17 protein-coding genes and 1 pseudogene are annotated in these 22,440 nt (G+C 67.1%); 9 read left to right on the plus strand and 9 right to left on the minus strand.

The features are described 5' to 3' along the window. Positions 1 to 32 precede the first annotated feature (32 nt). Entirely contained in the window at positions 33 to 2,420 is a 2,388-nt protein-coding gene (locus WJ438_RS20540; protein WP_406726552.1) for a DUF6049 family protein, read from the minus strand. 255 nt (positions 2,421 to 2,675) lie between these two features. Between WJ438_RS20540 and WJ438_RS20545 the strand changes: the two genes are divergently transcribed. After that, positions 2,676 to 4,142 (plus strand): CCA tRNA nucleotidyltransferase, encoded by a 1,467-nt coding sequence (locus WJ438_RS20545; protein WP_406726553.1) that lies wholly within the window; start codon positions 2,676 to 2,678, stop codon positions 4,140 to 4,142. Between the two features lie 102 nt (positions 4,143 to 4,244). Here WJ438_RS20545 and WJ438_RS20550 read toward each other — a convergent pair whose 3' ends face one another. From WJ438_RS20550 to WJ438_RS20565, 4 genes and pseudogenes are all read right to left on the minus strand, one after another. Continuing rightward, a complete protein-coding gene (locus WJ438_RS20550) occupies positions 4,245 to 4,757 on the minus strand; it encodes a hypothetical protein (protein WP_406726554.1) in 513 nt (170 codons plus the stop codon). Between the two features lie 122 nt (positions 4,758 to 4,879). Beyond that, a pseudogene (locus WJ438_RS20555) lies at positions 4,880 to 6,140 on the minus strand (MFS transporter). 79 nt (positions 6,141 to 6,219) lie between these two features. Then, entirely contained in the window at positions 6,220 to 7,302 is a 1,083-nt protein-coding gene (locus tag WJ438_RS20560) for an inositol-3-phosphate synthase (protein ID WP_406726555.1), read from the minus strand. 43 nt (positions 7,303 to 7,345) lie between these two features. Continuing rightward, positions 7,346 to 8,029 carry a helix-turn-helix transcriptional regulator gene (locus WJ438_RS20565; protein WP_406726556.1) on the minus strand — a complete coding sequence of 228 codons (684 nt, stop codon included), beginning with the start codon at positions 8,027 to 8,029 and terminating at the stop codon, positions 7,346 to 7,348. Between the two features lie 399 nt (positions 8,030 to 8,428). On the opposite strand from WJ438_RS20565, the gene WJ438_RS20570 reads away from it, so the two are divergent. Beyond that, on the plus strand, positions 8,429 to 11,116 hold the full coding sequence (locus WJ438_RS20570; protein ID WP_406726557.1) for a transglycosylase domain-containing protein: 2,688 nt from the start codon (positions 8,429 to 8,431) through the stop codon (positions 11,114 to 11,116). Between the two features lie 97 nt (positions 11,117 to 11,213). Continuing rightward, the gene (locus tag WJ438_RS20575) at positions 11,214 to 12,722 is read left to right on the plus strand and encodes a glycosyltransferase family 87 protein (RefSeq protein WP_406726558.1); all 1,509 of its coding nucleotides are present in this window, start codon (positions 11,214 to 11,216) and stop codon (positions 12,720 to 12,722) included. Between the two features lie 151 nt (positions 12,723 to 12,873). On the opposite strand, the gene WJ438_RS20580 is transcribed toward WJ438_RS20575, so the two are convergent. From WJ438_RS20580 to WJ438_RS20590, 3 genes are all read right to left on the minus strand, one after another. Beyond that, complete coding sequence (locus WJ438_RS20580) at positions 12,874 to 13,905, minus strand: alanine racemase (protein ID WP_406726559.1); 1,032 nt, start codon at positions 13,903 to 13,905, stop codon at positions 12,874 to 12,876. 82 nt (positions 13,906 to 13,987) lie between these two features. Further along, positions 13,988 to 15,106, minus strand: a complete 1,119-nt coding sequence (locus tag WJ438_RS20585; protein WP_406726560.1) for a lipid II:glycine glycyltransferase FemX — start codon at positions 15,104 to 15,106, stop codon at positions 13,988 to 13,990. A gap of 165 nt (positions 15,107 to 15,271) precedes the next feature. Continuing rightward, positions 15,272 to 15,586: a hypothetical protein gene (locus WJ438_RS20590; RefSeq protein ID WP_406726561.1), complete on the minus strand. Its 315-nt coding sequence runs from the start codon at positions 15,584 to 15,586 to the stop codon at positions 15,272 to 15,274. 318 nt (positions 15,587 to 15,904) lie between these two features. Here WJ438_RS20590 and rpsF point away from each other — a divergent pair, with 318 nt between their 5' ends. From rpsF to rplI, 4 genes are all read left to right on the plus strand, one after another. Beyond that, positions 15,905 to 16,195 carry a 30S ribosomal protein S6 gene (gene rpsF / locus WJ438_RS20595; RefSeq protein WP_406726562.1) on the plus strand — a complete coding sequence of 97 codons (291 nt, stop codon included), beginning with the start codon at positions 15,905 to 15,907 and terminating at the stop codon, positions 16,193 to 16,195. Between the two features lie 77 nt (positions 16,196 to 16,272). Beyond that, positions 16,273 to 16,887: a single-stranded DNA-binding protein gene (locus WJ438_RS20600; RefSeq protein WP_406726563.1), complete on the plus strand. Its 615-nt coding sequence runs from the start codon at positions 16,273 to 16,275 to the stop codon at positions 16,885 to 16,887. Positions 16,888 to 16,905: 18 nt separating this feature from the next. Next, positions 16,906 to 17,142, plus strand: coding sequence for a 30S ribosomal protein S18 (rpsR, locus tag WJ438_RS20605; protein WP_003949403.1), 237 nt, complete (start codon positions 16,906 to 16,908; stop codon positions 17,140 to 17,142). Positions 17,143 to 17,160: 18 nt separating this feature from the next. Further along, positions 17,161 to 17,607 (plus strand): 50S ribosomal protein L9, encoded by a 447-nt coding sequence (gene rplI / locus WJ438_RS20610; RefSeq protein WP_406726564.1) that lies wholly within the window; start codon positions 17,161 to 17,163, stop codon positions 17,605 to 17,607. Positions 17,608 to 17,704: 97 nt separating this feature from the next. On the opposite strand, the gene WJ438_RS20615 is transcribed toward rplI, so the two are convergent. Then, the gene (locus WJ438_RS20615) at positions 17,705 to 19,042 is read right to left on the minus strand and encodes an MATE family efflux transporter (protein WP_406726565.1); all 1,338 of its coding nucleotides are present in this window, start codon (positions 19,040 to 19,042) and stop codon (positions 17,705 to 17,707) included. A gap of 458 nt (positions 19,043 to 19,500) precedes the next feature. On the opposite strand from WJ438_RS20615, the gene dnaB reads away from it, so the two are divergent. After that, positions 19,501 to 20,979 (plus strand): replicative DNA helicase, encoded by a 1,479-nt coding sequence (gene dnaB / locus WJ438_RS20620; protein WP_406726566.1) that lies wholly within the window; start codon positions 19,501 to 19,503, stop codon positions 20,977 to 20,979. Between the two features lie 24 nt (positions 20,980 to 21,003). After that, the gene (locus WJ438_RS20625; protein ID WP_406726567.1) at positions 21,004 to 22,380 is read left to right on the plus strand and encodes a serine hydrolase domain-containing protein; all 1,377 of its coding nucleotides are present in this window, start codon (positions 21,004 to 21,006) and stop codon (positions 22,378 to 22,380) included. The last annotated feature ends 60 nt before the right edge of the window (positions 22,381 to 22,440 follow it).

The raw sequence follows: 22,440 nt of genomic DNA on the forward strand, positions 1-22,440 counted from the left end.
TCATCGTCCCTGGCCCACCGGCCACGACATCCTCAACGGTCCACTCTCTCACCCGTGCCGGACGGGTCTGCGCTTTCCGGTGCGGTGTCCGACGCCCGGTCACTCGGCTGCTCCGGGGCGTCCGTTTCCGATCCGCCCCCCGGCTCCTTGGTGAGACGTACCGCGGGGGCGTCCGGGTTCTGCGGACCTTCGGTGTCCTCGTCCAGCGCGCGCTTCTCCTCCTGGGCCTCGCGGGCCGCGGCACGCTTGCGCTGTGTGTACATCCTGAAGCCGGCAAGGACGAGCAGTAGGACACCGCCGCCGATGACCAGCATCACCGTGGCGGTGATCTCGGTGACCTTGACGTCGAAGGTGACCGGCTCGCCGTACTTCTGGCCGTCCTGCGTGTACAGCTGAGCGACCACCGTTGCCCGGCCGTTGGCGTTGGCGGACGTGGTGAACTTCACCGACTGGCTGTGACCGCCCGAGACGGCGACCGGCTGCTCCTCGTAGGCGGCTCCACCGATCTCGAGGCGGGTCGGGTTGGTCGAGGTGAGCCGCAGCGTCAGGTGCTCGACGCCCTGCACCAGGTTGTTCTGGACGGTCACGGGGATCGTGGCACTGCGGCCGGACAGTTTCGTCTCCGACTTCTCGATCAGTTTCACCTGGTCGAGGAGTCCGTCGAGGTACGCCTCGACTCCGCTGCGGTAGGTGGCCGCCTCGGCGATCCGGCCGCGCCATGAAACGGACATCCCCCGGTTCAGGGCCCGGCCGAACGGGGTCACCACCCGGGACGGATCGGAGAGGATCACCTGGAACTTGTCGAGCTTGTCCTGTGTCCTCGCGATCTGCTCGAACGCCGACTGCGGCAGCTCCTGCTTGCGCAGCGAGGAGGGGTACGAGGAAGCCGAGGGCACCTCGGTGGTGGCGGCGGGGTCCGGCTTGGCCTTAGCGGCCGCGGTGAGGTCCTGGGACTCCGACCAGTTTCCGTCCTGGACGGCCTTCAGTACCTCGGCCATGGTCTGGGCCTGGCTCGCGGAGGGGGTGCGCTGCGGGGCCACGACGACGCTGCGCTGCCGGCTGGTCTGGAGGCCGAGCGTCAGGCTCTGGGCCAGGAACCGCTGCACCGTGGACGTGGACGTGGACGCCTTGGTCATATCGCCCTGGAACAGGGTGGACAGCCGGGCGTCCGCGACCACCGCCGTGGTACCGCCCCCGATGGGGCGCGCGGCCGAAGGCGTGTACGACAGGTCGCCGGTCTCCCGGAAACTGTCGCCGCGGGCGATCACCTTGTCGGCACCGGCGGACGTGGCGACCTTGACGATGGAGGGGTCCACCGCGCCGTTGACGGGCCAGGCGAAGTCCGTGGTCGGTTTCACGTGGAGGATCGGCTCCACCGTGTTGACGACGACATCCGTGGCTTCCTTGAGGTGACTCAGGGAGCCGGTGACCGGGGTGCCGTTGTGGGCGAGGGAGGCCAGATCCGGATCGCCGAAGGGCAACGCGACGACCTCGTTGCCCGCCACCGCGCTCTGCACCTGGGCGAGCCATCTCTTGGCGACAGTCTGATGACCACCCGCCGTGGTGGTGTCACCCTCACTTCGGACTTCGTAGCTCTCGGTCATCGCGTCGACGGACGCCAGCAGGTCCGGATCGATCACCCAGGTGACATCGAGGTCCTTGCCCAGTGCCACCATCCGGTCCAGACGGCCGCCCGGGGAGATTTCCTTGGCCAGGTCGTCGTCGTGGAGGACCGGGGTCTGCTGCTCGTCCGAACCGGTCTCCGCTGTCGTGTGGACCGTGGAGATCAGCGGCCACAGAAACGTCGTTCTCGTCTTGGTGTCGGCTTCCTCGGGCTGCCACGGCAGGAACGTTCGCCGGACACCGAGAGTCTGTTCCCACGGCTGAGCGGAGGTCCGCCCGGAGAGGGCCACCGCCAGCTGGTAGACGCCGTTCTCCCCGAGGCTCAGCTCGTCCACCGGCACGGAGATACTGAAGGGCTGCGAGACGCCCGGAGCGAGGCGGTCGAACTCCTGGGAGTACTTGTCGTCGATCTCCGGGCCGACGGCGCCCTGGACGTCGTCACTGCTCCTGGCGACGGTGTCGATCCCGGAGCGGGTGTTCAGCAGGGGGCCCACACGCAGACCGACGTGGGCGTCGGTGACCGCTTTCCCGCCCTTGTTGGTCACCGTGCCGGACACGGTGACGGTGTCTCCCTCGGTGGGGGTGCTCGGGGTGAGCGAGTTCACGGAGACGGAGACCGAGCCCGCGCTGGAGGGAGCCTGCAGGGTGCTTTGCACGGCGGCGTCCGCTGGGGGCGCGGCGGGCAACTGGAGCAGGCCGGCCAGCAGGGGTACTCCGGCGAACAGGGTTCCGGTGCGCCGCAGCCAGCGGCGGGCAGGTGAGGGACTCGTCCCCTGGAAGTCTGCCGCCTCGGCCACGCGCTCGCCCGTCCCTTGTCGTCGTCAGTGGTCGTCGGAATGTGCGTCCACGCATGGTAACGATGAGCGGTGGAGCTAAGTGCCGCGGACCGGTCCACAAGATCAGGGGGAGCGTCGCACTGCCCTCTATGTGGCCGTATAAGGGGAGCGCGCCCCGTGCCTCGGGTGCAGGCGTGGTGCGGGTGTCGCCGGAGGTGACCGCGCCTGCCCCATGGGGGATCCTCCGGCCGCCCGAGCCACGTACCCTTTTCTGTTGTGCCGAACGCCAACGAACAAACCAGTGCCCTGAGCCAGGTGCAGGACCAAGCGGTGAACGAACTGCTACGGGTCGCCCCTGTCGCCGACGACCTCGCCCGCCGCTTCCAGGAGGCCGGGTTCTCACTCGCCCTGGTCGGCGGTTCGGTCCGGGACGCTCTGCTCGGCCGGCTCGGCAATGACCTCGACTTCACGACCGACGCCCGCCCGCAGGACATCCTGAAGATCGTCCGCCCGTGGGCGGACGCCGTCTGGGAGGTGGGGATCGCCTTCGGTACCGTCGGCGCCCAGAAGAATGTCCGCGTCGGAGACGTTGATCGAAGCTTTCAGATCGAGGTGACGACCTACCGCTCGGAGGCTTACGACCGCACGTCACGCAAGCCGGAGGTGGCGTACGGCGACTCCATCGAGGAGGACCTCGTCCGCCGTGACTTCACGGTGAACGCGATGGCCCTCGCGCTTCCCGCGAAGGAGTTCATCGACCCGCACGGCGGCCTGGACGATCTCGCGGCACGTGTGTTGCGCACTCCGGGCACTCCTGAGGCGTCCTTCTCGGACGATCCGCTGCGGATGATGCGAGCCGCGCGCTTTGCCGCTCAGCTCGATTTCGAGGTGGCTCCCGAGGTGGTCACGGCTTTGCAGGAGATGGCCGGACGCATCGATATCGTCTCAGCCGAACGGATCCGGGACGAGCTGAACAAGCTGGTCCTGTCCGCTCACCCCCGCAAGGGACTGACACTGCTCGTCGATACCGGGCTCGCCGACCACGTGCTGCCTGAACTGCCGGCCCTGCGTCTGGAGAGCGATGAGCACCACCGGCACAAGGACGTCTATGAGCACACGCTGATCGTCCTGGAGCAGGCGATGGAGCTGGAGGAGGCCGGCCCCGACCTGACACTGCGCCTTGCGGCTCTGCTGCATGACATCGGCAAGCCGCGCACGCGCCGTTTCGAGGGCGACGGCCGGGTCTCGTTCCACCATCACGAGGTGGTGGGAGCGAAAATGACGAAGAAGCGCATGACGGCCCTCAAGTACTCCAACGAATTGGTGAAGGACGTCTCGCGTCTGGTCGAACTCCATCTGCGCTTCCACGGCTACGGCACGGGAGAGTGGACGGACTCCGCCGTCCGTCGTTACGTCCGTGACGCGGGGCCGCTCCTGAGTCGGCTCCACAAGCTGACCCGCTCGGACTGCACGACACGCAACCGCCGCAGAGCAGCCGCGCTGTCACGTGCGTACGACGGTCTCGAGGAGCGGATCGCGAAGCTTCAGGAGCGGGAGGAGCTGGACGCCATCCGCCCGGACCTCGATGGGAACCAGATCATGGAGGTCCTCGGAGTCAAGCCAGGGCCGGCCGTCGGTCAGGCGTACAAGCACTTGCTGGAGCTTCGGCTGGAGAACGGGCCGATGGACCATGAGGCCGCAGTGGCTGCCCTCAGGGAGTGGTGGTCCGGGCAGCAGGCCTGAGAGCGTGGAACGGGTCATGTTTCACGTGAAACATGACCCGTTCCGGGATGCGTGGAGGGGCGGTGTTTCACGTGAAACACCGCCCCTCTGTGTCTGCCTGACTTACTTCTTGTAGTCCTTCAGGCAGAGCAGGAAGTCCTTGCCGTCACCGCTCTCGGTGTACACGTACTGGAAGTCCTTCGCCGCGGCCTCGCACTTGCTGGACGCCAGGGTGTCGGTGAGGAACGACCCCTCGATCTTGGCCAGCACCTCGTACTGCGCCTCCGAAGAGTTGCACTCGACGACCTCGAGGTCTGGGTTGTCGTCGCTGGTGCTGCCGCGGTGCATGCAGTCGCCGACCGCCGCGGTGTTGGCGTCATCCCGGCTGGCGATGAAGGCACCGATCGCCGCAGTGGCGACCACCACGACGATGGCGATGTTCTTGATCGTCTTGAAGCCGATCTTGCGGGGAGGTTGCGGCGGCGGCACGGGGGCGCCCTGCGGGGGGAAACCAGGCTGACCGGCCTGCTGGGGAAGACCATCCTGGGGCGGGTACGGAGTCTGGCCCTGGGGCTGGCCGTAGGGCTGCTGCTGACCCTGGGCGAACGGGTTGCCCTGAGGCGGCGGAGTGGTCACTTGGAGGTCCCCCTGAACATGAGTGCGTGGCGCGAAAAGCGCGTTGATAAGACGCACGTAAGCTATCGGCTGCCACTGACAACTCCGCACCGTGCTGGAGCTCTGTGGCATTGATGTGACACTTACTGGCGCTCAAAACGGCCGATAGCCACAGCTACTGCTCCGTAGATAAAGGCGATTGTTACCACCAGTGGGACCGACCGACCGTCCGGTGGAAGCATCAGGGCGGCCACTGCGGCGGCACCGACGAAAGCCACGTTGAACAGGACGTCGTAGAGGGCAAAGATCCGGCCCCGGAAACCGTCCTCGACGGAGGACTGGACGATGGTGTCCGTGGCGATCTTCGCGCCCTGAGTGGTCAGTCCCAGGACGAATGCTCCGACCAGCAGGGCCGGCGGCGAAGGGCAGTCCGAGCGCGGGCTCGAGGATCGCGGCGGCCGCCGCGCACAGCAAGATCCAGCGGCCGGGCCCGAACCGTCCCGCGGCCCAAGGAGTCACGACGGCCGCAACGAAGAAGCCGGCACCGGACACGCCCAGTGCCAGTCCCAGAAGGGCGAGTCCCTCGTCCGTGGTGTCGGTCAGGGCGTACCGGCACAGCATCAGCAGCATGACGAGCATGGCGCCGTAGCAGAACCGCATCAGGGACATCGCGGTGAGTGCCCAGGCTGCCTCCCTGCGCGGGGATGCGGCAAGGTGGCGCAGACCTGCCACCAGATCACGAGCGGTGTCGGTGAGCGCCGTGGCGAGCCGTGGATGTACCAGCGCTCGGTCAGGACCGAGCAGTTCCCGCGCGATGCGCAGCGACGCCAGGGCCGCGCACAGGTACAGGGCCGCGCCCACGAGCACCACGGCCGCGTCGGAGTCGGCGCCGACCAGGCGTACGACGAAGGCGAGACCGCCGCCCGCGGTCGCGGCGAGCGTTCCGGCTGTCGGCGAGAGGGAATTGGCGACGACCAGCCGTTCGGGGTCCACCACGCGCGGCAGGGCGGCGGACAGACCGGCGAGGACGAAGCGGTTGACGGCGGTGACACACAGGGCTGAGACGTAGAGAAGCCAGTCCGGGACCTGGCCGAGGATCAGGACGGCGGTCACCGAGGCCATCAGCGCGCGCAGCAGGTTGCCGTACAGGAAGACCTGACGGCGGCGCCAGCGGTCCAGCAGGACACCGGCGAAGGGGCCAATCAGGGAGTAGGGGAGCAGCAGGACCGCCATCGCGGAGGCGACGGCCACGGCGGACGTCTGTTTCTCCGGCGAGAAGACCACGTAGGCGGCGAGGGCGACCTGGTAGACACCGTCGGCGCCCTGAGAGAGCAGCCGGACGGCGAGCAGGCGTCTGAAGCCCTGGAAACGCAGCAGGACGCGCAGGTCACGGACGACGGCCATGGGCCACAGCCTCACATACGAGGAAGGTCCCCGGGGAACGCGACCCGGGGACCTTCAACTGCCCACAGTGGGGGACGTTCTAGCGCTCGATCTCGCCCTTGATGAACTTCTCGACGCTGGCGCGGGCGTCGTCGTCGAAGTACTGCACCGGAGGGGACTTCATGAAGTACGACGAAGCCGACAGGATCGGGCCGCCGATGCCGCGGTCCTTGGCGATCTTCGCGGCGCGCAGGGCGTCGATGATGACACCCGCGGAGTTCGGGGAGTCCCAGACCTCGAGCTTGTACTCCAGGCTCAGCGGGACGTCACCGAACGCGCGGCCCTCGAGGCGCACGTAGGCCCACTTGCGGTCGTCCAGCCACGGGACGTAGTCGGACGGGCCGATGTGGACGTTCTTCTCGCCGAGGTCCCGGTCGGGGATCTGCGAGGTGACGGCCTGCGTCTTGGAGATCTTCTTGGACTCCAGGCGCTCGCGCTCGAGCATGTTCTTGAAGTCCATGTTGCCGCCGACGTTCAGCTGCATCGTGCGGTCCAGGACGACGCCGCGGTCCTCGAACAGCTTCGCCATGACGCGGTGCGTGATGGTGGCGCCCACCTGGGACTTGATGTCGTCACCGACGATCGGCACACCGGCCTCGGTGAACTTGTCCGCCCACTCCTTGGTGCCGGCGATGAACACCGGGAGGGCGTTGACGAAGGCGACCTTGGCGTCGATGGCGCACTGGGCGTAGAACTTCGCCGCGTCCTCGGAGCCGACGGGCAGGTAGCAGACCAGAACGTCGACCTGCTTGTCCTTGAGGACCTGGACGACGTCGACCGGCTCCTCCGCGGACTCCTCGATGGTGGCCTGGTAGTACATGCCGAGACCGTCGAGGGTGTGGCCGCGCTGGACCGTCACACCGGTGCTGGGGACGTCACAGAGCTTGATGGTGTTGTTCTCGGAGGCGCCGATGGCGTCAGCGAGGTCGAGGCCGACCTTCTTGGAGTCCACGTCGAAAGCGGCGACGAACTCGACGTCGCGGACGTGGTAGTCGCCGAACTGGACGTGCATCAGGCCTGGCACCTTGGACGCCGGGTCGGCGTCCTTGTAGTACTCGACTCCCTGCACCAGCGATGCGGCACAGTTGCCCACGCCGACGACGGCTACGCGAACCGAACCCATTCCGGTTGCTCCCTGTGTATACGAGTGAGGCCCTGAGCGGGACTCACGTGACGGTGTCGTCGGGCGAATCCGGCCGGGGGTGGTCCCCGGACCGGGGCAGATCGCCCGACGCTCCAGATGTGGTGTCCTGTCGAGGGGTCGCCCCGGAGGCGGGACCCTTGAGGTCTCGCCCGGCCCGCTCGCTCTCGATGAGCTCGTTCAGCCAGCGCACTTCCCGCTCCACGGACTCCATCCCGTGGCGCTGGAGCTCGAGCGTGTAGTCGTCGAGACGCTCCCGGGTCCGGGCCAGTGAGGCGCGCATCTTCTCCAGGCGCTCCTCCAGCCGGCTGCGGCGGCCTTCCAGTACACGCATGCGTACGTCGCGTGACGTCTGTCCGAAGAAGGCGAACCGCGCGGCGAAGGTCTCGTCCTCATACGCGTCGGGGCCCGTCTGGGAGAGCAGCTGTTCGAAGTGCTCCTTACCCTCGGCCGTCAACCGGTAGACGATCTTGGCGCGACGGCCCGTGAGCGGAGCGGCGAGGGCGTCCTCTGTGGTGTTCCCCGGTTCCTCGATCAACCAGCCGTTGGCGACCAGCGTCTTGAGGCAGGGATAGAGCGTCCCGTAGCTGAAGGCACGGAACACACCCAGTGACGTATTGAGTCGTTTGCGCAGCTCATAGCCGTGCATCGGAGACTCGCGGAGCAGGCCGAGTACGGCGAACTCGAGGATCCCGGAACGTCGGCTCATCGTCGCCCCCTCTCTGCCGCGGTCGTGCCATGACGGCCTCGTGTCTGGCTCATCGCCATCTTTATGCCGAGCTGATGTATCGACTCGATACATCACGACGATAGAACGGCCATCCGGCTGAGACAAGGGGAAGAGTGGTGAACGGGATCACACCACCGATTCAATCGGAGCAAGTTGCCTGATTTGAGCCGAACTTCTGCGCTCGGCAGGTTTTGACGATGCGTAGTCTGTGCGCCATGCACAACACACCGGGAACCGAGTGACGCCTGGGGGCGTCCTCGTCCCCGGTGCAGTACGGGATGAATGCGGAACCCACCGCATCCGTACTTCGGGGGGACCGGAAACCAGCTGCCGTTTCCAGGCGCGCGAGAATGCGCCTGCCCGAGGAGTAGTCGTTCGATGAGCGAGCACCGTCGCAAACCGCCGCAGCCGCAGGGTGGCGGACGTGCCGCGGCCCGACGCGGCCAGTCCGGCTCGTCCTCCGGCCGCCGCGCGGCACCGCGAGGCGCCACCGGGTCTCCGTCCGATTCCTATGGGTCGGACTCCCGTGAATCGGGTGGTGAGGGCCATAGCTATGGAAGCCGCGCCGAAGCGCGACGCGCGGCACGGAGAGGTGGGGGCCGCCGGGCCGGTTCCACCGGGCCCGGCCGGGGGCGGGCGGCGCCTCCCGGCAAGAAGCGGATCATCGATTATCCGCGCCACGACAAGTACGGCTGGCGCCGCTGGATGCCGTCGTGGAGGCTTGTCACCGGCCTGTGCATCGCGTTCTTCGGCAGCATGGTGGCTGCCGCGGGAATCGGGTACGCGCTGGTGGGCGTGCCGAACCTCGCCCAGACGGCCACGGCGCAGAACAACGTGTACTACTGGTCCGACGGCTCGCAGATGGTCGCCACGGGTGGTGAGCGCAACCGCCAGATCATCAATCTCGAGCAGATCCCCAAGGCGATGCAGGACGCGGTCATCTCCCAGGAGAACAAGACCTTCTACGAGGACAGTGGCATCGACCCCAAGGGCATCGCCCGCGCGGTATTCAACATGGCCAGGGGCGGCGAGACGCAGGGTGGCTCCACGATCACCCAGCAGTACGTCAAGAACGCCATGCTGGACGACCAGTCGCAGACCCTCTCCCGCAAGGTCAAGGAGATCTTCGTCTCGGTCAAGGTGGGCACCACCAAGGACAAGAACGAAATCCTCGAGGGCTACCTGAACTCCGCGTACTACGGACGTGGGGCCTACGGGATTCAGGCTGCCGCCCAGGCGTACTTCGACAAGAAGGCCATGGACCTCAACGAGGGTGAGTGCGCCTTCCTGTCGGCGGTGCTCAAGGGAGCGACTTACTACGACCCGGCCGGTTCGACCTCCATCGACCCGGTCGGCGCCACTCGCGAGAAGAACGAGAAGCGTGCCCTGCTCCAGATGCAGGACACGCTGGAAAAGATGGTCGAGTACGACCGTCTGGATCCCGCTATCAGGGCCAAGTACACCAAGCTGCCAAAGTGGAAGCACCCCCGGTCGAACACCGCGCTGAGCGGGCAGATCGGTTACCTCGTGGACCTCGCCAAGGCGTACATCGTCAACAACAGCGAGGAAACCGGTATCACCGCCGACCAGCTGGAACAGGGCGGCTACTCGATCTACACGACCTTCGACAGGAAGAAGGTCGAGGCGCTCGAGGAGTCGGTCAAGAAGGTCTACAAGAAGAACATCAAGCCCGAGGAGCGCCCGGATAAGGACACCCACGTCCAGTTCGGCGGGGCCACGGTGGACCCGGCGACCGGCGCGATCGTGGCCATCTACGGCGGTACCGACGCGACCAAGCACTACACCAACAACGCCGACGCGACCGGGGCCCAGGTCGGCTCGACGTTCAAGCCGTACGTGCTGGCGGCCGCCATGAAGTGGGGCGTCCGGGACCCCGACGGGGACCCGGTACAGGCCCAGGACGAGCGAACGAAGGTCTCCGAGAAGAGCCTTTACAGCGGCAAGAACAAGCTCAAGATCAAGGAATACGACGGGTCGGTCTGGCAGAACGAGAAGGGCGAGCAGTGGCAGCAGGTCAACGACGGTGACAAGTCGTACGGCACCCCGCCCGACTACAAGATCGATCTTCGTGAGGCGATGCGGGAGTCGGTGAACTCCTCCTTCGTCCAGCTCGGTGTGGATGTCGGCCTGGACAAGGTGAAGGACTCCGCGGTGGACTCCGGGCTTCTGGAGAGCAGCCTCGCCGGAACGAACTACCCGTCGTTCTCCCTCGGTACCTCCAGCCCCAGCGCGATCCGGATGGCGGGTTCGTACGCCACCTTCGCGGCCAGTGGCGAGCAGCGTGAGCCGTTCTCCGTCAAGAAGGTGACGAGCAAGGACCGCACGGTCTACACGCACAAGACCCAGACCGAGCAGGCGTTCACCGCTCAGGTCGCGGACAACGTCACGGACGTCCTGAAGACCGTCGTCGAGGAAGGGACCGGCACCAACGCCCAGCTCGAGGGCCGTGAGGTGGCCGGTAAGACCGGTACCACGGACGGCAACAAGTCCGCCTGGTTCGTCGGCTACACCCCGCAGCTGTCCACCGCGATCAGCATGTTCCGGTACCCCGACGACGAGACGGTCAAGGACCGCCAGTTCCTGAAGATGTTCGGCACGGGCGGTCAGGACAAGATCCACGGTGCCTCGTTCCCGTCCGAGATCTGGGCGGACTACATGGAGGACGCACTGAAGGGCCAGAAACCGGTGCCCTTCCCGACGCCGGAGCCCATCGGCGAGGTCATCAACGACACTCCGTCGCCGACCGCGACTCCCTCCCCCACCGAGACCGAGGAGGAGACTCCGTCGGCGTCTCCGACGACTTCGGAACCGGAGCCGGAGCCCAGCAGTCCCACGCCGAGTGAGACCAATACCTGTAGGCCGTTCGACTTCAACTGCAAGGAGGAGGACGACACGGGTGGTACCGGACCGGGTGGCGCGGACGCCGGTGGGACGGACGGCGGGGTGACCAGCTCACCGTCGGCCTCGGAATCGGAAGAGGAAGGCAACAACCGCGGCAACGGCAATGGAAACAATGGCGGTCTCTTCGGAGGCCCGGCCGGGTAGTCGCGCTTTCGCCCGACTTGGGTGTTTCACGTGAAACATGGGCCGCCGTACCCTCGGGTGCGGCGGCCCTCGGTGTAGTCCCGATGCGTACGGCAGGATGTGCGGCATGCCCAGTGGAGAATCGACGCGAGCGAGCGTCCGCGAGCCGGAGCTGGTGGAACCGACCCGAGAGGACGAGGTCGCCGAGGCCGGCAGCGAGCTGATCGGCGGTCCGCTCGGGCGGCATGCCCTGCTCGGGGCGTCCTGGTGGAGCCCGGTCCGGGTGATCGCGCTCGTGGCGATCGGTATGTTCACCCTCGGCCTGATCCAGAAGGCGCCCTGCTACAACGGCGCGTGGTTCTTCGGCGCCGGTTCCCAGTACACACACGCGTGCTACTCGGACATCCCGCACCTCTACCAGGGGCGGGGCTTCGCCGACGGCCTCGTGCCGTACTTCGACCAGCTCCCCGATGACATGCAGTACCTCGAATACCCGGTGCTGACCGGTGTGTTCATGGAGGTCGCCTCCTGGCTCACGCCCGGCAGCGGCAGCATCCAGGACCAGGAGCAGTGGTACTGGATGGTCAACGCCGGAATGCTCATGGTGTGCGCGGCCGTCATCGCCGTCTGCGTGACTCGCACGCACACCCGGCGGCCCTGGGACGGTCTGCTGGTCGCCCTGGCGCCCGCCTTCGCCCTGACCGCGACGATCAACTGGGACCTGCTGGCGGTCGCCCTGACGGCCGCGGCGATGCTCATGTGGTCGCGTGGCCGCCCTCTCGCCTTCGGAGTGCTCCTGGGGCTTGCCACGGCCGCCAAGCTCTATCCCGTGCTCTTCCTGGGGCCGTTGCTGGTGCTGTGCTGGCGCGCCTGCCGCTGGCGGGAGTACGGAACCGCTCTGGGCGGTGCGGTCGTCGCCTGGGTCGTGGTGAACGGGCCAGTGATGCTCTTCGCCTTTGACGGCTGGTCGAAGTTCTACACGTTCAGCCAGGAGCGGGGCGTCGATTTCGGCTCCTTCTGGCTGATCATCGCCCACAACTCGTCCGACCCGCTGAGCACCGACACCGTGAACACACTCGCCACGCTGCTGATGCTGCTGTGCTGCGTGGGCGTCGCGGCACTCGCCCTCATGGCTCCCCGCCGACCGCGCTTCGCGCAGCTCGCCTTCCTGGTCGTCGCGGCGTTCATCCTCACCAACAAGGTCTACTCACCCCAATACGTCCTGTGGCTGGTGCCCTTGGCCGCGCTGGCCCGGCCGAAGTGGCGGGACTTCCTGATCTGGCAGGCCTGCGAGGTGGCCTACTTCCTCGGCATCTGGATGTACCTCGCGTACACGACCAGCGGAGACGACCACAAGGGACTGCCCGCCGACGGTTACCACTGGACCATCGGCCTGCATCTGCTCGGGACGCTCTATCTGTGCGTCATGATCGTGCGCGACATCCTGCTGCCCGAGCGGGACCCGGTGCGCCGCTCCGGTGACGACGATCCTTCGGGAGGGGTGCTCGACCGAGCCGAGGACGTCTTCGTGCTCGGTCCCGCCGCCCGACCCGCACGGCATGTCGCGCACTTCGACGGGCCAGGGGTCAAGTGGCACGAGGCAGGCGCCCCCAGCGATTCGCTCTGAGCGAACGGACCGGTGGGCGGTTGCTCTGGAGACAGGCAAGAGGCATGAGAAAGGCCGTGCACGGGAGTCCCGTGCACGGCCTTTCTCACTGTCCGGACGTCTGCTCAGACGTCTCTCCCGCCTTCTGCGTTCCTCGCCCCCACACCGCCGCTCAGCGGTCGAGGATCCGGTCGAACTGCGTGGTGGTGTGCCGCAGATGGGCCACCAGTTCCTCGCCGACCTGAGGCTCCGGTGCCTCCGCGGGCACGAACAGGATCGACACCTGCATGTGCGGCGGCTCGGCGAACCAGCGCTGCTTGCCGCCCCAGACGAACGGAGAGAGATTCCGGTTCACCGTGGCGAGTCCCGCGCGGGCAACGCCCTTGGCGCGCGGCATGACGCCGTGCAGAGCCTTGGGGGCCTCGAGGCCCACCCCGTGCGACGTACCGCCCGCCACGACCACCAGGAAGCCGTCGGACGCGGCCTTCTGCTGGCGGTAGCCGAACCTCTCCCCCTTGGCGATGCGCGTGACGTCCAGGACGGCACCGCGATACTCGGTGGCCTCGTGGTCCCCCAGCCACAGCCGCGTACCGATACGGGCGCGGAAACGGGTCTGCGGGAACTGCTGCTGCAACCGGGCCAGTTCCTCGGCCTTGAGGTGACTGACGAACATCGTGTGGAGGGGGAGGCGGGCCGCCCGCAGACGGTCCATCCAGCCGATGACCTCTTCGACGGCGTCCGATCCGTCGGTGCGGTCCAGCGGCAGGTGAATGGCGAAGCCTTCCAGCCGGACGTTCTCTATGGCGGAGTGCAACTGGGGCAGATCCTGTTCGCTGACGCCGTGCCGCTTCATCGAGGACATCACCTCGATGACCACCCGGGCGCCGACCAGGCCGTACACACCGTCGACCGACGAAACCGAGCGAATCACCCGGTCGGGCAGCGGGACGGGCTCCTCTCCACGCCGGTACGGCGTCAGTACCAGCAGATCGCCGCCGAACCAGTCCTTGATCCTGGCGGCCTCGTACGTCGTGCCGACGGCGAGGACGTCCGAGCCCAGCCGGGTGGCCTCCTCGGCCAGCCGCTCGTGTCCGAAGCCGTAGCCGTTGCCCTTGCAGACCGGGACGAGCCCCGGGAACTGCTGCTGCACGTGCTTGTGGTGCGCCCGCCAGCGCGCGGTGTCGACGTAGAGCGTGAGCGCCATGGCCGGACCTGGAACCTTTCTGGTGGCTGCGGTGTATCAGAGAGAGGGGGCTGAGGGAGCGAGCAGTGCGACGGAGACGGGCTCAACGGCGCGACATGTACATGTCGAGCGCCTTGTGGAGCAGCTTGTTCAGCGGGAAGTCCCACTCGCCGAGGTACTCGGCGGCCTGGCCGCCCGTACCCACCTTGAACTGGATCAGGCCGAAGAGATGATCCGTCTCGTCCAGCGAGTCGGAGATGCCGCGCAGGTCGTAGACGGTGGCGCCGAGCGCGTAGGCGTCGCGCAGCATCCGCCACTGCATCGCGTTCGAGGGCCGGACCTCACGGCCGATGTTGTCGGAGGCGCCGTAGGAGTACCAGACGTGGCCGCCGACGATCAGCATCGTGGCCGCCGACAGGTTCACGCCGTTGTGCCGGGCGAAGTACAGCCGCATGCGGTTGGGGTCCTCGGCGTTGAGGGCGGTCCACATGCGCTGGAAGTACGACAGCGGGCGCGGCCGGAAGTGGTCGCGCACGGCGGTGATCTCGTACAGCCGCTGCCACTCGGGCAGGTCGTCGTAGCTGCCCTGGACGACTTCGACGCCGGCCTTCTCGGCCTTCTTGATGTTGCGGCGCCACAGCTGGTTGAAGTTCTTGTGGACCTCTTCCAGGGACCGGTTCGCCAGCGGCACCTGGTAGACGTAGCGGGGCTGGACGTCACCGAAGCCGGCCCCGTCCTCGCCCTGCTGCCATCCCATGCGGCGCAGCTTGTCGGCGACCTCGAAGGCGCGGGGCTCGATGAAGTCGGCTTCCAGGTCACGCAGACGCTTCACGTCCGGGTCCTGGATCCCCTTCTTGATGGTCGGCGCCTCCCAGCGCCGGATGACCACCGGCGGGCCCATCTTCACCGAGAACGCGCCCTGCTGCTTCAGGTGCGCGAGCATCGGCTCGATCCACTCCTGAAGATTTGGCGTGAACCAGTTGATGACCGGGCCCTCGGGCAGATAGGCCAGATAGCGCTTGATCTTGGGCAGTTGCCGGTAGAGGACGAGACCGGCGCCGACCATCTCACCGGTCCGGTCGTCGAACCAGCCGAGGCTCTCCGCGCGCCACTCAGCCTTGACGTCCGACCAGGCAGGGACCTGCATGTGACTCGCCGACGGCAGGCTCTGGATGTACGCCAGATGCTGCTCTCGGCTGATGGTCCTCAGGGTCAGGGTCATTCGGGGCGCTCCTCGGGCTGGTGTGTCCCCATGGGTTCAGGGGCTCCGGCTCTCGCGCGAAGCCTACTGCGCCCTGGGGTCGCCCCGGTTGGGCGCACGGACCTGCGCCCCGGCCGGTCACCGGCCGGGGCGCTCCACGGTATTCAGGAGGGGGAGTGCTCGGAGTCAGTCGACGAGTCCGCCGAAGAGGCCGCCATGGGCCATGCCCAGGAAGAAGCCGACCGCCGCTGCGCCCAGGCCCAGGATGAGGCCGAAACGCCCCCGCGTCGTCTCCGAGATCCACTGGCCGTACGCGCCGGTGAGGATTCCCACCAGGCCGGTCCAGGAGCTGAGCAGGTGCAGATGGTGGAACATCGCCGTGATGAGGGATGTGATGCCCAGCACCAGGGTCACCGCGAGCAGGGTGTCCTGGAGTGGATGGGCCTTTCCGTCCGTGGCGAAAAGGCCTCCGGCGGTGTTGGGTCGCAATGCCTGTGCCATGGGGCACCTCCTGCGAAAGTCGGCGCATCGTAGCGCCCTACACACCCGATGTGTACAGACTGACGGTCCTCCGGGCCGGATTTCAACCGGAAGCCACTGTGCGGGTACTGTGTACCGTCTGCACCGGTGTCTGTCCGGACAGACCCAGTCAGGCTCAGGGCAGGACTACAGTCCGCCCCGGCTGACCTGGGGAAACCACCGCCCGACGTCGATTGTCAGTGGCGGCTGTTTTACTGACGGGCATCGTTGCGCAACGCATCACGACCCTCCTGCCACGGAACGACCGTGGCCGCTGAGTCCAAAGGAGGTGGGTTCCACATGCGTCACTACGAGGTGATGGTCATCCTCGACCCCGATCTCGAGGAGCGTGCTGTCTCCCCGCTGATCGAGAACTTCCTCTCTGTCGTCCGTGACGGCGGCGGAAAGGTCGAGAAGGTCAACACCTGGGGCCGTCGTCGTCTCTCGTACGAGATCAAGAAGAAGCCCGAGGGCATCTACTCGGTCATCGACCTGCAGGCCGAGCCTGCGGTCGTCAAGGAGCTCGACCGCCAGATGAACCTGAACGAGTCGGTCCTCCGGACCAAGGTCCTCCGTCCCGAGAACCACTGAGCGTTTCCGCTCAGCCGTTCTCGGGATCCGAGTAGCAGTACCAGCAGCCAGCAGCAAACCCGCCGAGAGGTTCCCCCATGGCAGGCGAGACCGTCATCACGGTCGTCGGCAACCTTGTCGATGACCCCGAGCTGCGCTTCACCCCGTCCGGTGCGGCCGTCGCGAAGTTCCGTGTCGCGTCGACTCCCCGCACCTTCGACCGTCAGACGAACGAGTGGAAGGACGGCGAGAGCCTGTTCCTGACCTGCTCGGTCTGGCGTCAGGCGGCGGAGAACGTCGCCGAGTCGCTCCAGCGAGGCATGCGCGTCGTCGTGCAGGGCCGGCTGAAGCAGCGGTCCTACGAGGACCGTGAGGGCGTCAAGCGCACGGTCTACGAACTGGACGTCGAGGAAGTCGGCGCCAGCCTGCGCAACGCCACGGCCAAGGTCACCAAGACCACCGGCCGCGGTGGGCAGGGTGGTTACAGCGGTGGTGGCGGCCAGCAGGGCGGCGGCTGGGGCGGAGGCCCCGGTGGCGGCCAGCAGGGCGGCAACGCCCCGGCCGACGACCCCTGGGCGACCGGCGGTGCTCCCGCCGGTGGCAATCAGGGCGGTGGCGGCCAGGGTGGCGGCGGCTGGGGCGGAGGCTCCGGCGGCGGTGGCGGCTACTCGGACGAGCCCCCTTCTAGGCGGGGCCGCACCCACACTTCTTGATCACACAGGAGATACATCATGGCGAAGCCGCCTGTGCGCAAGCCGAAGAAGAAGGTCTGCGCATTCTGCAAGGACAAGGTCACGTACGTGGACTACAAGGACACGAACATGCTGCGGAAGTTCATTTCCGACCGCGGTAAGATCCGTGCCCGCCGCGTGACCGGCAACTGCACGCAGCACCAGCGTGACGTCGCCACGGCCGTCAAGAACAGCCGTGAGATGGCGCTGCTGCCCTACACCTCCACCGCGCGATAAGGGAAGGGTGACCGACTCATGAAGATCATCCTCACCCACGAGGTCTCCGGCCTCGGTGCCGCGGGCGACGTCGTCGACGTCAAGGACGGTTACGCTCGCAACTACCTGGTTCCGCGGAAGCTCGCGATCCGCTGGACCAAGGGTGGCGAGAAGGACGTCGAGCAGATCCGTCGTGCTCGCAAGATCCACGAGATCCAGACCATCGAGCAGGCCAACCAGGTGAAGGCCCAGCTCGAGGGCGTCAAGGTCCGCCTCGCGGTCCGCTCCGGCAACGCCGGTCGTCTCTTCGGTTCCGTCACCCCGGCCGACATCGCTTCCGCGATCAAGGCTGCCGGCGGTCCCCAGGTCGACAAGCGCCGCATCGAGCTGGGCACAGCGATCAAGACCCTGGGCGCCCACGAGACGTCAGTGCGTCTGCACCCCGAGGTTGCCGCCAAGGTCGCCATCGAGGTCGTCCCGGAGTAAGTACTACTCGCTGAAGCAGTGAGGTGGGGGCCGCACCCTTCGGGGTGCGGCCCCCACCGTTGTTTCCCGTGAAACACCGTGTTCCACGGGAAACGGGTCAGCGCGTGGCGCCGGTGACGACCCACTGGTCCGAACGGGTACGGAACCACAAGGTCAGCAACCGAATGGTCATCATGAGCGTCATCGTGCCCCAGAGCGCGGTGAGACCACCCCCGAACATGGGGACCAGTAGTGCGACCGGGGTGAAGACCGCCAGGGTGATGAGCATCGCCCAGGCCAGGTACGGTCCGTCGCCCGCGCCCATCAGCACTCCGTCCAGAACGAAGACGGCGCCGGAGATCGGCTGGGACAGGGCAACGATCACCAGAGCGGGCAGTGCCGCGTCGGTGACCGTGGAATCGCTGGTGAACAGGGGCAGAAAAACCGGCCGGGAGAGCATGACGAGCACGCCGAGAACGGCCCCGACGCCGATGCCCCACTCCACCATGCGACGACATACCTCGCGGGCGCCCTGTGCGTCGCCGGCTCCCAGATAACGGCCGATGATGGCTTGTCCGGCGATCGCGATGGCATCCAGCGCGAAGGCGAGCAGACTCCACAGGGAGAGGATGATCTGGTGAGCCGCGATGTCGGAGTCGCCGAGTCGGGCGGCGACGGCAGTCGTGATCATGAGGATGGCCCTGAGCGAGAGAGTGCGCACCAGCAGCGGTGCGCCGGCCTGGGCAGAGGCCCTGATCCCCGCGATGTCCGGGCGCAGTGAGGCGCCGTGTTTGCGTGCCCCTCTGAGCACCACGATCAGATACACGGCGGCCATGCCGCACTGGGCGATGACCGTGCCCCAGGCGGAGCCCGCGATACCGAGGCCGGCGCCATAGACCAGCCCGACGTTGAGGATGCCGTTGGCGAGGAAGCCGCCGACGGCGACGTAGAGAGGTGTCTTTGTGTCCTGCAGTCCACGCAGAACACCGGTCGCGGCGAGCACGATCAGCATGGCGGGTATACCGAGGGCGGAGATGCGCAGATAGGTGATCGCGTAGGGGGCCGCTGTGTCCGAGGCGCCGAAGAGATCCACCAGGGCCGGCGCCGTGGGCAGGATGACAGCGATGACGGCGGCACCGAGGAACAGGGCGAGCCAGATCCCGTCCATGCCCTGGCGGATGGCGGCAGGGAGATCGCCGGCGCCGACGCGCCGGGCGACGGCGGCAGTGGTGGCGTAGGCCAGGAAGACAAAGACGCTCACGGCGGTCACCAGAAGGGCCGACGCGATGCCGAGACCGGCAAGCTGCGCGGTGCCGAGATGGCCGACGATGGCGCTGTCGGCCAGGACGAAAAGGGGCTCGGCGACAAGTGCGCCGAAGGCCGGGACGGCCAGCATGACGATCTCACGGTCGTGCTGCCGTCGGACGGCGCGTGGGCGCGCGGGGGCCTGTGTCATGCACACCAATCTAACCGTCCACAGGTAAGAGATGCAAAGCTTTGTAGACCCTTACTTGATGGCGCAGGGTGTGTGCATGTGCACAGCGCTCGAAGGGATCTTGGTCCGTCTGGGAAAGTTTTTCTTCTGCACAGGCGGTGGACTATGAAACCCCAGGTCAGCGCACTCATCGCGGAACCGGGGAGTCCTTGTTCACAGGGCTGTCCACCGGGTCGTGCACAGGTTTGGCGGACTTCTCCACAGCATTGGCCCGGTCGTCCACAAGGCCTGTGGATAACCAGATTGGCTGAGGGCGCGGACGGGCCTACGGTGGTCCGGCGCTCGCTCCGTCCGCCGGCACTCAAATGGCCATAAACCCGGTGTGCGACAACCGGAGTCGGGCGTCCTATTTGTCGGTGCCGTGCCGTAGAAAGAGGGCCACGGCTAGGTCCGCTCGGCGGACGGGAGGAGGTGGCTCGGTGAGCATTTCCGAGCCCTTGGACGACCCGTGGGCCGACAGCGGCCCCAGTGATCGTCTGCCTGCCTCCCGCCGCCGTGACGACGGGGGCAGGGGCCGTGAGGATCAGCACGACCACGGCCGGGGCTCCGGAGCGTGGGACGGCGGAGGCGCCGCCTTCGAACGGGTGCCGCCGCAGGACCTGGAGGCCGAGCAGTCCGTTCTGGGCGGCATGCTGCTTTCCAAGGACGCCATCGCGGATGTCGTCGAGATCCTCAAGGGCCACGACTTCTACAAACCGGCTCACGAAACCGTCTACACGGCCATCCTCGATGTGTATGCGAAGGGCGAGCCGGCCGACCCCATCACGATCGCCGCGGAACTGACCAAGCGCGGTGAGATCAACAAGGTCGGCGGGGCCTCGTATCTGCACACCCTCGTCCAGATGGTGCCCACGGCGGCCAACGCGGCGTACTACGCGGAGATCGTGCACGAGCGCGCCGTGCTGCGCCGCCTGGTCGAAGCCGGTACCCGCATCACCCAGATGGGATACGCGGCCGACGACGACGTCGACGAGATCGTCAACCGTGCGCAGGCCGAGATCTACGCTGTCACCGAACAGCGCACGAGTGAGGACTACCTGCCGCTCGGCGACATCATGGAGGGCGCGCTCGACGAGATCGAGGCGATCGGCTCGCGCAGCGGTGAGATGACCGGTGTACCCACGGGATTCACGGACTTCGACTCGCTCACCAATGGGCTGCATCCCGGGCAGATGATCGTCATCGCCGCGCGTCCCGCGATGGGAAAGTCGACGCTCGCGCTCGACTTCGCCCGCGCGGCGTCGATCAGGCACAACCTGCCGAGTGTCGTTTTCTCACTCGAGATGGGGCGCAATGAGATCGCGATGCGCCTGCTGTCCGCCGAGGCCCGGGTCGCCTTGCACCACATGCGGTCCGGCACGATGACCGATGAGGACTGGACCCGCCTGGCGCGCCGGATGCCGGACGTATCGGCGGCGCCGCTCTACATCGACGACTCCCCGAACCTGTCGATGATGGAGATCCGTGCCAAGTGCCGTCGGCTGAAGCAGCGCAACGACCTGAGGCTGGTCGTCATCGACTACCTCCAGCTGATGCAGTCCGGCGGTTCCAAGCGAGCGGAGAGCCGCCAGCAGGAGGTCTCGGACATGTCCCGTAACCTCAAGCTGCTCGCCAAGGAACTGGAACTCCCGGTCATCGCGCTCTCCCAGCTCAACCGTGGTCCCGAGCAGCGCACCGACAAGAAGCCGATGGTCTCCGACCTGCGAGAGTCCGGTTCCATCGAGCAGGATGCCGACATGGTCATCCTGCTGCACCGCGAGGACGCGTACGAGAAGGAGTCCCCGCGTGCGGGTGAGGCCGACCTGATCGTGGCCAAGCACCGAAACGGTCCGACGGCGACGATCACGGTCGCCTTCCAGGGACACTACTCGCGCTTCGTGGACATGGCGCAGACCTGATCGGATTCCTGCTGAACTGAGGGCATGACGACACCTCAGGAAGAACTGCTGGCCGGTACGCGTCGGGCGTTGCTGCGCCGGATCGCCGTCGCCCAGGCCGAAGAGCGGGCCCCGTCTCTCGTCGCGACCGTGGTGCGGGACGGAGAAGCGGTATGGACGGGTGCGCGGACGTCGTTGGAGGGGCACGCGCCGGACGGGAACACGCAGTACCGGATCGGTTCCCTCACCAAGACCTTCACCGCCGTTCTGGTTCTCCGGCTGCGTGACGAGGGGGCGATCGACCTCGGGAACCCGTTGGAGAAGTACCTGCCGGGCACGGGCGTGGGGGAGGCGACCATCGCCGAACTGCTGGCGCACACCGGCGGTCTGGCGGCCGAGACGCCGGGTCCCTGGTGGGAGCGCACTCCTGGCTCCCTGCGGCCGGGCCTCGCCAACGTACTGGGCGAGCACCCCCTGGTGCACCCCGTCGGCCGGCGCTTCCACTACTCGAACCCCGGATACGCGCTGCTCGGCGCGCTCGTGGAGAAGGTGCGCGGTGCTTCGTGGGAGGACGTTCTCCGACATGAAGTGCTCGAGCCCTTGAGTCTGCATCGGACAGGTGTGCGTCCGCAGGCGCCGTACGCGGATGGCTGGGCGGTGCATCCGTGGGCCGACGTGATGCTGCGTGAGCCCGCCGAGGACCTCGGGCGGATGGCGCCCGCAGGGCAACTCTGGGCCACTACGAGCGACTTGGCGCACTTTGCCGCGTTTCTGGCCCATGGTGACGAGCGCGTACTGGGTATTGGGTCGTTGCGGGAGATGAGGAGGCCGGCGGCACCGGCGGACGTGGCGAGCGGCTATGCGTACGGCCTGGGGATGGAGGTGCGTCACCGGGCCGGGCGGGCCCTCGTCGGGCACGCCGGATCACTGCCGGGCTTCCTCGCCTGTCTTGTGATGAGCGTGGAGGACGACGTGGCCGCGGTGGTCCTGGCCAACTGCACGTCCGGACCGCTGCTGTTCCCGGTCGCCGCCGATCTCGTCCGGATCGTCACCGAAGCGGAACCCCGTATCCCCGCGCCCTGGCGGCCGTTGCGGGAGGCGGACTCCGCAGTGCTGGAGCTGGTGGGGCAGTGGTACTGGGGGACGCTCGGCTTCGCCCTGCGGCTGTCGGCCGACGGACTGGTGTCGCTGGAGCCGCTGTCCGGTAAGGGCCGTCGCTCGAGTTTCCGATCGAACGGCGACGGCACCTGGACAGGGTTGGACGGTTACTACGCCGGAGAGCTCTTGAAGCCCGTACGGCGGCCGGACGGATCGGTGAGCCATCTGGACCTCGGGTCCTTCGTGTTCAGCCGCCGGCCGTACGACGAGGAAGCTTCTGTACCGGGCGGAGTGGACCCCGAGGGATGGCGGGGAATCGGATAGGGCCCGATTGCGCGGCAACTTGCCCAGGGGTCTGTTTCACGTGAAACAGACCCCTGCCTG

Origin of the sequence: Streptomyces sp. GD-15H (assembly GCF_045291515.1) — a bacterium.
Classification (GTDB): Bacteria; Actinomycetota; Actinomycetes; order Streptomycetales; family Streptomycetaceae; genus Streptomyces.

Coding starts and splice junctions, on each gene's coding strand:
- rpsF (WP_406726562.1), top strand. CDS start 15,905: ATGCGTCACTACGAGGTGATGGTCATCCTCGACCCCGATCTCGAGGAG.
- rplI (WP_406726564.1), top strand. CDS start 17,161: ATGAAGATCATCCTCACCCACGAGGTCTCCGGCCTCGGTGCCGCGGGC.
- WJ438_RS20600 (WP_406726563.1), top strand. CDS start 16,273: ATGGCAGGCGAGACCGTCATCACGGTCGTCGGCAACCTTGTCGATGAC.
- WJ438_RS20565 (WP_406726556.1), bottom strand. CDS start 8,029: ATGAGCCGACGTTCCGGGATCCTCGAGTTCGCCGTACTCGGCCTGCTC.
- WJ438_RS20590 (WP_406726561.1), bottom strand. CDS start 15,586: ATGGCACAGGCATTGCGACCCAACACCGCCGGAGGCCTTTTCGCCACG.
- WJ438_RS20580 (WP_406726559.1), bottom strand. CDS start 13,905: ATGGCGCTCACGCTCTACGTCGACACCGCGCGCTGGCGGGCGCACCAC.
- WJ438_RS20575 (WP_406726558.1), top strand. CDS start 11,214: ATGTGCGGCATGCCCAGTGGAGAATCGACGCGAGCGAGCGTCCGCGAG.
- WJ438_RS20615 (WP_406726565.1), bottom strand. CDS start 19,042: ATGACACAGGCCCCCGCGCGCCCACGCGCCGTCCGACGGCAGCACGAC.
- rpsR (WP_003949403.1), top strand. CDS start 16,906: ATGGCGAAGCCGCCTGTGCGCAAGCCGAAGAAGAAGGTCTGCGCATTC.
- WJ438_RS20585 (WP_406726560.1), bottom strand. CDS start 15,106: ATGACCCTGACCCTGAGGACCATCAGCCGAGAGCAGCATCTGGCGTAC.
- WJ438_RS20570 (WP_406726557.1), top strand. CDS start 8,429: ATGAGCGAGCACCGTCGCAAACCGCCGCAGCCGCAGGGTGGCGGACGT.
- WJ438_RS20560 (WP_406726555.1), bottom strand. CDS start 7,302: ATGGGTTCGGTTCGCGTAGCCGTCGTCGGCGTGGGCAACTGTGCCGCA.
- WJ438_RS20625 (WP_406726567.1), top strand. CDS start 21,004: ATGACGACACCTCAGGAAGAACTGCTGGCCGGTACGCGTCGGGCGTTG.